Source organism: Vibrio sp. Hep-1b-8 (genome assembly GCF_006124995.1).
Classification (GTDB): Bacteria; Pseudomonadota; Gammaproteobacteria; order Enterobacterales; family Vibrionaceae; genus Vibrio.
Map to the genome: position 1 here is coordinate 17,610 of NZ_QEWN01000020.1, position 11,718 is coordinate 29,327.

10 protein-coding genes, 1 rRNA gene and 1 riboswitch are annotated in these 11,718 nt (G+C 44.3%); of the genes, 8 read left to right on the top strand and 3 right to left on the bottom strand.

The features are described from left to right. Positions 1–209 precede the first annotated feature (209 nt). Complete coding sequence (locus tag DA100_RS05725) at positions 210–1,358, top strand: S-(hydroxymethyl)glutathione dehydrogenase/class III alcohol dehydrogenase (RefSeq protein ID WP_138971314.1); 1,149 nt, start codon at positions 210–212, stop codon at positions 1,356–1,358. 84 nt (positions 1,359–1,442) lie between these two features. Further along, positions 1,443–2,291, top strand: a complete 849-nt coding sequence (fghA, locus tag DA100_RS05730; RefSeq protein WP_138971315.1) for an S-formylglutathione hydrolase — start codon at positions 1,443–1,445, stop codon at positions 2,289–2,291. A gap of 44 nt (positions 2,292–2,335) precedes the next feature. On the opposite strand, the gene sthA is transcribed toward fghA, so the two are convergent. Beyond that, on the bottom strand, positions 2,336–3,766 hold the full coding sequence (gene sthA / locus DA100_RS05735) for a Si-specific NAD(P)(+) transhydrogenase (protein WP_138971316.1): 1,431 nt from the start codon (positions 3,764–3,766) through the stop codon (positions 2,336–2,338). Between the two features lie 258 nt (positions 3,767–4,024). On the opposite strand from sthA, the gene fabR reads away from it, so the two are divergent. After that, entirely contained in the window at positions 4,025–4,666 is a 642-nt protein-coding gene (gene fabR, locus DA100_RS05740; RefSeq protein WP_138971317.1) for an HTH-type transcriptional repressor FabR, read from the top strand. After that, on the top strand, positions 4,666–5,049 hold the full coding sequence (locus DA100_RS05745; protein WP_138971318.1) for a YijD family membrane protein: 384 nt from the start codon (positions 4,666–4,668) through the stop codon (positions 5,047–5,049). Before fabR ends, DA100_RS05745 begins: the two co-directional genes overlap by 1 nt. Positions 5,050–5,116: 67 nt before the next feature. On the opposite strand, the gene trmA is transcribed toward DA100_RS05745, so the two are convergent. After that, complete coding sequence (gene trmA / locus DA100_RS05750) at positions 5,117–6,223, bottom strand: tRNA (uridine(54)-C5)-methyltransferase TrmA (RefSeq protein WP_138971319.1); 1,107 nt, start codon at positions 6,221–6,223, stop codon at positions 5,117–5,119. A 200-nt stretch (positions 6,224–6,423) separates the two neighbouring features. Then, positions 6,424–6,628: riboswitch (cobalamin riboswitch) on the top strand. A 54-nt stretch (positions 6,629–6,682) separates the two neighbouring features. Between trmA and DA100_RS05755 the strand changes: the two genes are divergently transcribed. Genes DA100_RS05755 through murI form a run of 3 tightly spaced genes read left to right on the top strand, consistent with a single transcriptional unit; the run spans position 6,683 to position 10,188 of the window. After that, entirely contained in the window at positions 6,683–8,626 is a 1,944-nt protein-coding gene (locus DA100_RS05755) for a TonB-dependent receptor (RefSeq protein ID WP_138971320.1), read from the top strand. Between the two features lie 49 nt (positions 8,627–8,675). Beyond that, positions 8,676–9,350, top strand: coding sequence for an adenine nucleotide alpha hydrolase (locus DA100_RS05760; RefSeq protein WP_138971321.1), 675 nt, complete (start codon positions 8,676–8,678; stop codon positions 9,348–9,350). Between the two features lie 43 nt (positions 9,351–9,393). Next, the gene (gene murI / locus DA100_RS05765; RefSeq protein ID WP_138971322.1) at positions 9,394–10,188 is read left to right on the top strand and encodes a glutamate racemase; all 795 of its coding nucleotides are present in this window, start codon (positions 9,394–9,396) and stop codon (positions 10,186–10,188) included. Here the strand turns inward: murI and DA100_RS05770 are convergent. Further along, on the bottom strand, positions 10,154–10,603 hold the full coding sequence (locus tag DA100_RS05770) for an RNA-binding protein (RefSeq protein WP_138971323.1): 450 nt from the start codon (positions 10,601–10,603) through the stop codon (positions 10,154–10,156). The two genes, murI and DA100_RS05770, sit on opposite strands and share 35 nt — an antisense overlap. Before the next feature lie 633 nt (positions 10,604–11,236). Between DA100_RS05770 and DA100_RS05775 the strand changes: the two genes are divergently transcribed. After that, a 16S ribosomal RNA gene (locus DA100_RS05775) occupies positions 11,237–11,718 on the top strand; the annotation flags it as partial.

The following is an 11,718-nucleotide window of genomic DNA, read 5'->3' on the forward strand; positions in this document are numbered from 1 at the left end:
TTAATCTATCGCCGAGCTTAGTGCTCGGCTTTTTGTATTGACTCACTATTATTACTTATATGTAAAAATCATTTTCAAAATGACTGGATTATCATGGTCGTTGAAATGCCTAAAATAACTTCCAACAAAACAAAACGACGCAGCATTGAGACGCAAGCTCAACTACGCTTATTGCGTCATAACAAATCCCTACTTTGAAGGAAACCCCAATGGCACTTGAACTGAAACCGGGTCAAACTCATATCAAATCGAAAGCGATGGTTGCATGGGCAGCTGGCGCACCACTAAAAATGGAAGAAGTTGATGTTCAGCTTCCCAAAGCGGGTGAAGTACTTGTTCGTATTGTGGCGACTGGTGTATGTCACACAGACGCTTTTACTTTGTCTGGTGACGATCCAGAAGGCATCTTCCCTGCAATCCTCGGCCATGAAGGTGGTGGTATTGTTGAGATGGTGGGCGAAGGTGTAACCAGCGTTGAAGTGGGTGATCATGTTATTCCACTATACACAGCTGAATGTGGTGAATGTAAGTTCTGTAAATCAGGTAAAACTAACCTATGTCAGGCTGTTCGTGAAACTCAAGGAAAGGGTTTAATGCCAGACGGTACAAGTCGTTTCTCCATTAATGGTGAAACAATTTTCCACTACATGGGTTGCTCTACTTTTTCTGACTACACCGTACTGCCAGAAATTTCACTGGCTAAAGTCAACAAAGAAGCACCACTTGAAGAAGTGTGTCTACTGGGCTGTGGCGTAACAACGGGTATGGGTGCTGTCTTAAACACCGCTAAGGTTAAGCAGGGCGATACGGTGGCTATCTTTGGGCTTGGTGGTATTGGTTTATCGGCGGTCATTGGTGCTCGTATGGCTGGCGCAAGCCGCATCATTGGCGTTGATATCAATGAAAGTAAGTTCGAACTAGCAAAACAATTGGGGGCGACCGATTGTATTAACCCGCAAAAGTTTGATACGCCAATTCAAGAAGTTATCGTTGAAATGACGGATGGCGGTGTCGACTACTCATTTGAGTGTATTGGTAACGTCAACGTTATGCGCCAAGCACTAGAGTGCTGCCACAAAGGCTGGGGTGAATCGGTGATTATTGGTGTCGCTGGTGCTGGACAAGAAATCTCTACTCGTCCATTCCAGTTGGTTACTGGTCGAGTATGGCGTGGTTCAGCATTTGGTGGTGTGAAAGGTCGTTCAGAGCTACCTGAAATTGTTGAACGCTACATGGCTGGTGAGTTCGGTCTGCAAGAATTCATTACTCATACGATGGGTTTGCAAGACGTGAATGAAGCATTTGAACTGATGCACAGAGGTGAATCTATTCGTACTGTACTTCACATGGATAGATAACGTTTCACGCTTAAGTTTTAACGCCCTGAAACAGGGGCGTTAACTTTCTAATTTATCAAAATCGCTTTTCCCCATGAGGTTGTTATGACCATTGAGAATATTAGCCAAGCCAAAGTATTCGGTGGTTGGCACAAACAATACACACATCAGTCTGTCCGACTGAATTGCGCAATGCGTTTTGCGATTTTTTTACCGCCGAAAGCGTCGAAGAGTAGCCCCGTCCCCGTGCTCTATTGGCTTTCTGGATTGACGTGTACAGATGAAAACTTCATGCAAAAAGCGGGAGCATTTCGTCGTGCAGCAGAGTTAGGCATAGCGATTGTTGCGCCAGATACCAGTCCACGCGGTGACGATGTTGCTGATGATGATGGGTATGATCTTGGGAAAGGCGCGGGCTTCTATCTCAATGCTACGCAAGAGCCTTGGTCTCGCCACTATCAGATGTACGATTATGTGGTTGATGAGCTGCCTGCATTGATTGAAGCAAATTTTCCCGTATCTAAAGAGCGTTCTATTTTTGGTCATAGCATGGGGGGACACGGTGCGTTGACTATTGGTTTGAAGAACAGTGAGAACTATCGCTCGATTTCAGCGTTTAGCCCGATCAGTAATCCGATGCAATCACCGTGGGGGCAGAAAGCGTTTACTGCTTATCTTGGTAATGATTTCGAAATATGGAGACAGTACGATGCGAGTGAATTGCTCAAACAGGCGAAGTCTCAGCTGCCGATTCTGGTTGATCAGGGTGATGCAGATAGTTTTTTAGTCGAACAGCTTAAACCAGAAGTGCTGGTTGCTGCGGCACAAGAGCATGGTTCAGATGTCGAGGTTCGCCTTCAACCGGGTTATGATCATAGTTACTACTTCATATCCAGCTTTATTGATGAGCACATTGATTTCCATGCCTCTTACCTAATTCAGAAGCATAGCTAAATATTTAAGCCTGCATACAATGCAGGCTTATTTCGTTTCGGTGCTTAGAACAATCGGTTTAAACCATTGAGAGCGGCAACTCGGTACGCTTCCGCCATGGTTGGATAGTTAAAGGTGGTGTTAACGAAGTACTCAATCGTATTCGCTTCGCCTTTCTGTTCCATGATGGCTTGACCGATGTGAATGATTTCAGCGGCACGCTCACCAAAACAGTGAATGCCTAAGATCTCTTTGGTTTCGCGATGGAATAGAATCTTTAAGCTACCAATATCTTTCCCTGCAATTTGCGCACGAGCCAAATGTTTGAATGATGAACGTCCAACCTCATACGGAACTTTGGCCGCCGTCAGCTCTTGTTCAGTTTTACCTACCGAACTGATCTCTGGAATGGTGTAGATGCCGGTTGGGATATCATCAATCAAATGGCCTTCTGCTTGGCCTTTCGTTATTGCTTGAGCAACAAAACGGCCTTGGTCGTAGGCGGCACTGGCTAGGCTAGGGTAACCAATCACGTCACCAACAGCATAGATGTGTTCCACTTCAGTCTGATAGTTGCCATCAACCTTAAGTTGACCACGAGAGTCTGCCTCTAGACCAACTGCTGAAAGATTGAGTTTATCCGTGTTACCTGTACGACCATTCGCGTAAAGGATACAGTCAGCTCGCATCTTCTTACCTGATTCCAAGTGAACGATGACACCATCTTCGGTTCCTTCGATTTTTTCAAAGGTCTCATCGTTACGTATCACGACACCACTGTTCCAGAAGTGATAAGAGAGCGCATCAGACACTTCATTATCAAGGAAAGAAAGTAGGCGATCTCGGGTGTTAATTAGGTCAGTTTTAACCCCTAATCCACGGAAAATCGATGCGTACTCACAACCGATCACACCAGCACCATAGATAATGATATGGCGAGGGTCATGCTTTAGGTTAAGGATTGAGTCACTGTCGTAAATGCGTTCATGCATGAAATCGACATTGTCTGGTTGATATGGACGAGAGCCCGTCGCAATAACAAATCGATCTGCACTGTAGGTTTCTTCAGTACCGTCACTTTGCATTACCGCTATCGTGTACTTATCGATGAAACGAGCGCTGCCGAAAATCAACGTACACTGATTGCGGTCGTAAAAGCCTTGACGTAAACGCGTCTGTTTATCGATAACGGATTTGGCATGACCAAGGATATTGGAAAATGTAGAGTGCAGGCTAGTGTTGTTGTGGCAAAAAAGAGGGTTATTGTTGAATTCGATAATTCGACTCACTGCATGACGCAGCGCCTTAGAAGGGATGGTTCCCCAGTGAGTACAACCACCACCTACGCTGCTTTCCTTTTCTACAATGGCTACATTTAATCCCGCTTTGGTTAATCCCATCGCTGCCCCTTCACCACCGGGACCACTACCAATAACGATTACATCAAAGTGGTTACTCTCCGCCATAGCTTTTTCCTTGTTATATAGTCTTAACATTGCTGTAGCGAGATTTTAACTGATTCCTCAAAGGCGTAAAAGAAAAGCGCACTAGAGAGTCGGTGAGATCACGTAGAATCAAGTAAATAGATTAAAGGGTATGTCGTATGTCTCTAATTCAGGGCGAAAAGATTGAAAATTTGGCCTAACTCGGTTTAATTGCCACTCGGTTGTCAAAGCGAGAGATTATGGGTTATCTCCTTAAGCCAATCGTTGTATATTAAAGGCTACCGTTGAAAGAAAAATAGAAAAACAAATATGAAGTCCATGGGAATCCGTGCACAGCAAAAAGAAAAAACGCGTCGTTCATTAATTGATGCAGCGTTTAGTCAATTGAGTGCTGATCGTAGCTTCTCCAACTTAAGTTTAAGAGAAGTCGCACGCGAAGCGGGAATCGCTCCAACATCATTCTACCGCCACTTTAAGGATATGGATGAGTTAGGTTTAACCATGGTCGATGAGGGAGGCTTGTTGCTGCGTCAACTTATGCGCCAAGCACGCCAACGCATTGTCAAAGAGGGCAGTGTGATTCGAACTTCGGTTGAAACCTTCATGGAGTTTATCGAAAGTAGTCCAAACGTTTTTCGTCTATTGTTACGTGAGCGATCGGGTACTTCTTTTGAATTTCGTACCGCTGTCGCTCGTGAGATGCAACATTTTGTCGCAGAGATGACAGAGTATTTGATTAGTACCGGGATGACTCGGGACGAAGCTTTTACCCAAGCAGAAGCATCCGTTACCTTGGTCTTCAGCTCAGGTGCAGAAGCTTTAGATTTAGAAAGGCATGAGCGAGATGAACTCGCGGAGCGTCTTATAATGCAATTGCGAATGATAGCCAAAGGGGCTTTCTGGTATCGCAAAGAACGTGAACGTAACCGATTAAAAGGTGGGATAGATTAATGTCGAATGAAACAAACCAAGTTAATCGTGGTTCTGAGAAGAAAACACTCGTATTGGCGCTCGTCGCGGGTATGTGTGGTGATGCCATGTTGTCATGGCTAACTATGAGTGAAGTCTCTTTCTCAATTTTTCCACTGATTGCACTTGTACTATCAGTACAAGCGCTCTACCAAGAGTACCTACGTAACCCTGTCTCTGAAGATATCCCGCTGGTGGGTCTAGCGTGTTTCTTTGTCGGAGCATTTGGCCATTCCGCGTTTGTCAAAGCGCAATACCCAGACGCTGGCTCAAATATGTTGGCAATCTTCATCACCTTAGGTTTGCTACTATGGGTTGCAAAGAAACTGGGTTTTCTAAACGCAGTTACTAAAGCAGAATCTTAATCTGCCATACTCTAGAGACAAAAAACGAGCCACTTAGGCTCGTTTTTTATTTTGTCCTTATTTGAGATTACTTGCGCTCTAGCAGTACACCCGCTTCCATGTGGTGGGTGAATGGGAACTGGTCGAACAGGGCGAAACGAGTCACTTTGTGTGTTTCACAAAGGACATCCAGATTTTCTTTCAGTGTTTCTGGGTTACATGAGATATACATGATGCGCTCGTAACCTTGCACCATCTTACATGTGTCGATGTCCATACCTGCACGTGGTGGATCAACAAAAATGGTATTGCAGTTGTAGCTGTTTAGGTCGACGCCCGCATCTTTTAAACGGCGGAACTCACGTTTTCCTTCGATTGCTTGAGTAAACTCTTCAGCAGACAGGCGTAAGATCTGCACGTTATCGATATTATTGGCCTTAATGTTGTACTGAGCAGATTCTACGGAAGGCTTTGCAAGCTCAGTTGCCAAAACGCGATCGAAGTTTTGCGCGAGTGCTAGTGAAAAGTTACCGTTACCACAGTAAAGCTCAAGTAGATCGCCACTACTCTCTTGGGTGCAGTCAACCGCCCACTCTAACATCTTCTCCGCGACCTTACCGTTAGGTTGGGTAAAGCTGTTTTCAACTTGTTGGTAAACGTATGGTTTGCCATTGACATCGAGCTTCTCAATGACATAGTCACGATCAAGAACAATCTTCATCTTGCGTGCGCGACCAATGATGTTGAGATTAAACCCTTCATCATTGAGACGTTGCTTGAGGGCTTTTGCATGTTTCGTCCACTCTTCATCTAATTGACGATGGTAAAGTAGTGACACCAAAACTTCACCACTCAGTGTCGATAAGAAGTCAACTTGGAACAACTTACGGCGCAGAGATTCATTATCTTTCATCGCTTCGACGAGAAGAGGCATCAAGTCGTTGATCAGGCGGCTAGCGGCTGGGAATTGATCGACGCGGTACTTCTCTCGAGTCTCTTGGTTGAACATGATGTAGTAGAGGTCTTCGCCTTCATGCCAAACACGAAATTCTGCACGCATACGGTAGTGTTGTTCTGGTGATTCGAACACTTCCAACTCAGGTACATTGTAAGAAGCGAACATCTCATTGAGACGGTCAACCTTCTCAGCCAGTTGTTCTTGGTAGCGTTGCGGATTTACATCAAGAGTCGCCATGGGTATTACCTTTGGTTTTGTACCTGTGAATGGTGCATTTAATTCAAGAGCGCAGATTTTATTCAATCTCAGCAGTATGTCCAGTACTGTCCCCTCAATGCCTTAAAGATAGCGTGTAAAGTGGTAATGAGTGAGTAAATGAAAGCGGCCAATTTCATCTGAATGAAGAATATAGACTGGACAAATAATCAATTGCTTAATAACATCGACGCCAAGCTGGTGCTGTCTAGATGTATAGATGGCTGAAAAGGGAATCTGGTGTAAATCCAGAACTGACGCGCAGCGGTAAAAGAGAACGAAAGCTCAAATAGACACTGTATATAGATTTATGCGGGAAGTAGAGCCAGTAGGAGGCAAATGCCAAGCTCTTGAGTCCGAAGACCTGCCAGCAGCTGAGCAAAACACTGGAAGCAATAGGCTCCATGCTCAGTAGGACTGACGCGATTTAGGATTATAAAAATGAACCGATCTATATTAGCGATAGCAGTGGCATCGCTACTTCCGCACGCATCTCTTTCTTACGCCCAACAAGTTTCTGCTGATGAGACTATGGTGGTTCTTGCCAAAAGTGACTTCAACAACTCTATTGAAGACATTCCGGCTAACGTTACTGTAATTACTTCAGATGATATTGCCGCTAGCGGTGCTAAGAGTCTAGACACATTACTACGAGCACGAGCAGGTATTCAGATTTCTGACACAAACAGTGGACCAGCATTTGCTATCCGAGGTTTTACTGGTGGACAAGCGGCTAACAACACTCTGATCTTGGTCGATGGACGTCGTCTAAACAAACAAGATCTTTCTGCTCCCCAAGTCAGCTCAATTCTGGTTTCGCAGATTGAACGCGTTGAAGTTCTATCTGGTAGTGCTGGTGTTTTATATGGTGACCAAGCTGTAGGTGGTGTTATCAACATCATTACTAAGGGTGGTAACCAAGACGGTGGCAACGTATCAGTAAGCGTTGGCAGCTTTGACTCGGTCGCTGGTAGTGTTGACGTATCTAAGCAGTTAAATGAGCGTTGGAACTTATTCCTCAGCGCAAGTCAGGATAACAGTGATAACTATCGTGAGCATAACAAGCGTGAGACGGGTGTATTACTTGGTCGACTGAACTATGACCAAGACCAGACTGAGTTTTTCGCAGAAGCAAGCTATTACGACAACAACCGTCAATATGCTGGTTCGTTAACTGAAGAACAATACGAGCAAGATCCAACTCAGGCTGGTTCGTCAAACCCGACTGATTACTTTCATGAAATCACTAAAGCACTTCGTGCGGGTTATAAACGTAACTTAAGTGACGTATGGATCCTTGGTACAGATGTTATTTACGATAACACTTCAGGATCTGGCTTAGCTTGGGGAAGCTCTACAACAAGTAAAAGTAAGCAATTGTTTGGTTCGGTAAACGTAGAAAACCAATTCTCTACACAATCCGGTCAAGGTAATGTACTACTTGGTCTTGAAGGTGCAGATCGTGATCACTCATACAAGTCATCATCAACTGACAGAGCGAATGAGCAAAACAGCTACAGTGTGTTCGGCCAGCTAAACTACCCTTTAATCACGGATCTAACGTTGACAACGGGTGCTCGATACAGCTCTGTAGAAGATAAGCTCTACGATGGAGCAATTTACCCTAACACTGAGAAGCTATCTGAATCCCAGGATGCTTATGAGCTTGGTCTGAACTACAAGATTACTCCGTCTCAGCGAGTGTACGTTCGCGGGGAGACTAACTTCAGGTTTGCTAAGATAGACGAGCAAGCTTATACCTCACCAGGTGTTTTAGGTCTTAAGCCGCAAACAGGTAAATCCTTGGAAGCAGGCTGGGGTCTTTATGAAGCTGATTACAGCGTTAAAGTCGATGTTTTTAATCTCCAGCTAGAAGATGAAATTGTTTTTGATAGCAGTGCACCGACTCCGGTTGGCGGATTCTTTTCTGGAGCGAATGTTAACGCTGACGAATCTGAACGAAACGGCATCAGTGTCAGCGGTGACTTGTACGTGCATGAAAACCTTCAGCTAGGCTTGGAATACAGCCTGATTGATGCTGAATTCTCAAGCGGTGATAACAAGGGTAAAAAACTACCTTGGGTCGCACGTAATACTGGCCGAGTATTTGCGACATACGATATCAGTTACGAGTGGCAAGTTTTTGTCGAAGGTGTTTACACAGGCACTCGTTATAAAGATGGTGACACATCAAATAGCTTAGATAAGCTGCCTGCATATTGGTTAGGTAACCTGGCGGTAAGTTACATTCAAAATGAATGGTCAGCGACACTTCGTGTTGATAATGCATTCGATGAAAAATATGCAGAAAATGCGAACAACTGGGGAGCGTATTACCCAGGCGATGGTCGTAAAGTTATGTTAACTGGCACTTACCAGTTTTAATATCTCAAACCGCCTTCGGGCGGTTTTTTCTTATTGATAGATAATCACTATGCAAAAGAACGTCATTATTAGCTGGTCAAGTGGCAAAGACTCGACACTGACCCTTGAAAGGTTGATGGACAACGAACAGTACAATGTCGTTGGACTTTATACCACCTATGTCAAAGACGAAGTCCCCTTTCAGGCAACGCCCCTTTATGTCCTAGATATGCAAGCCGAACTGTTGGACCTACCTCTAATTAAAATCGAACTACCCGAATCATTTCCACCAAACGAGATCTATCAAGACACCATTATCAGAGGCTTAAAACAGAGTAACCTCTCAATAGATGCAGTCGCTTTTGGCGATATGTTTTGTAATGGCATCGAAGCTTATCGTCGTAGTTATATAGAACCAGCCGGTTGGGAGTGTGTATTTCCTTTATTGGGTCAGAGTAGTAGAGATCTTGCTGATGAAATCATTGCAAGAGAGATTCAAACATTGGTCGTTACGACAGATAGTTCCCGACTCGCAAGCCAGTATTGTGGCAAATGGTACAGCGAAGCGTTTATACGCAGTTTGCCCGACGGTGTAGATCCTTGTGGTGAAAATGGTGAATTTCACACCTTGGTTACTGATACCCGAAGCTACTCGGGCAGAATTGATATTGAAACTACATATATAGAAGAGGGGGAGCGTTTCTGTTATCAGCGTTACACCGCGAAGAGATTGCCAAATACCTAGCAGAGAGTATTATTGCCAAATCCAAATGTAGTGAGTTAATCAAGTGAACCATCAAACAGCGAAAATACTGATCTTTGATTCTGGCGTAGGCGGCTTATCTGTATATAAAGAAATACAGGCTCAACTTCCTCAACTTGATTACCTCTATATATTTGATAACGAAGCATACCCATATGGCGAACTTGACCACAATACACTGATTGCCCGCGTTGATATCATCGTCTCTTCCTTGGTTGCAGAGCATCAAATCGATTTAGTGGTCATCGCGTGCAACACGGCTAGCACGATCGTTTTACCAACGCTAAGAGCCAAATTATCGATTCCTGTTGTCGGCGTCGTTCCAGCAATCAAACCCGCATCCAATCTTGCCAATAAAGCGGTGGGTCTTATTGCGACTCCCGCAACTATTACACGCGAATACACCCATGACCTCATTCGAGACTTTTCGCAAAGCAAACCAGTGGAATTACTAGGTTCAACTCGGCTGGTGGATATCGCAGAAGAAAAACTACGAGGCAAAAGCGTTGATCTCGGTGAGTTAAAAGAAATACTCTCACCGATGGCGAGTAAGATCGACGTTGCGGTACTGGGCTGCACACATTTCCCACTGATCAAAGAAGAAATACAGGCGGTGTTAACAGACCATGTATTACTGGTTGATTCAGGAGAAGCGATTGCGAGAAGGGTGAAAGACTTATTGGTCTTTGAAGCGAATAGCGAAAAGAAAGGAAAGAGAGAAATCTATTCAAGTGCTCCCCCTTGGGAAGAAGGAGCCTTGAATCAGGCATTATACTTAATGGGCTTTAGTCCAGTTCAGTACTATCCGATTGAGATTTAGGGTCATTAGCAACACGTACTTTTAGAGTTCGTTGCATATAGTCCTTCTCATTAAGTGCATCTATAGCGGGCTGTGCATCTGTCGCAGCCATTACGACAAAGCCAAACCCTCTTCTTTTACCAGTGCGTTTATCCTTCATTAGACGAACCGCAAAAACTTCACCATGCTTGGCGAACAGGTCCTTTACATGGGATTCATTTGCCTTATATGGCAAGTTCCCGACATAGAGTGTTTTAGTTGAAGGGTCATTCAATTGATCTTGTTCGATGTTGGTGTTCGAAAGTTTAAGAATAAAAGCGGAAGCAAAAACACCTAGAACAAAGCTCAAAGCAGGGGGAATAGCTACCTGCGAAAAGATGATCCCACCCAAAACAGCTAAGGCGACAATCATTAAGGTCGATTTGTTTGAACTCATATTGGAATACAACTTTTAGGTTTGAGAAAAATTAGGTCTACCGTTAACAAAATAGACACAGGGATCTTACGTATATGGTTGTAGTTTTTCCAACCTATTGATGTGACCTGACTCAAATGTTGAAATTTTATTCTATTTTCAGCGGTTTGATTTCTTTTTGACCAAACGGAAATTAATTTCAAAAAAACACTTGTCATCCTCTCAGAGCTCCCTATAATGCCGCTCCATCGACACGGAATGAGACGAAAGTCACGCGCCGAGTTGGAAAGAGAAAAAAGAAGTTAAAAAAACTCTTGACTCTAAAAATGGGAAGCGTAAGATACGCACCCCTAGCAGTGAGGCGATAAACGCTAAGCTGGCTAGAAAAAGCTCTTTAAAAATATAGACCTATCAATCTGTGTGGGCACTCGTTGATGATAATCCAATTAGAAACTTCTCTAAATAAAGAGGGGTTTCAAATTAGGTTTCAATGAAACGAAGTGACCAAACGAGACTTCTTTTGGAAACATTAGAGGACTTGGCACAGTCAATTCATTATCGTTCTGTTGGAACGATAATAGCTTTAAAATTACATGTTTATGTTTTCATAAATATCAGTTTTGAAGTCAGTATTCATTGAGCCGACAAAATCTTAAATTGAAGAGTTTGATCATGGCTCAGATTGAACGCTGGCGGCAGGCCTAACACATGCAAGTCGAGCGGAAACGAGTTAACTGAACCTTCGGGGAACGTTAACGGCGTCGAGCGGCGGACGGGTGAGTAATGCCTGGGAAATTGCCCTGATGTGGGGGATAACCATTGGAAACGATGGCTAATACCGCATAATAGCTTCGGCTCAAAGAGGGGGACCTTCGGGCCTCTCGCGTCAGGATATGCCCAGGTGGGATTAGCTAGTTGGTGAGGTAATGGCTCACCAAGGCGACGATCCCTAGCTGGTCTGAGAGGATGATCAGCCACACTGGAACTGAGACACGGTCCAGACTCCTACGGGAGGCAGCAGTGGGGAATATTGCACAATGGGCGCAAGCCTGATGCAGCCATGCCGCGTGTATGAAGAAGGCCTTCGGGTTGTAAAGTACTTTCAGCAGTGAGGAAGGTGGGTATGTTAATAGCAT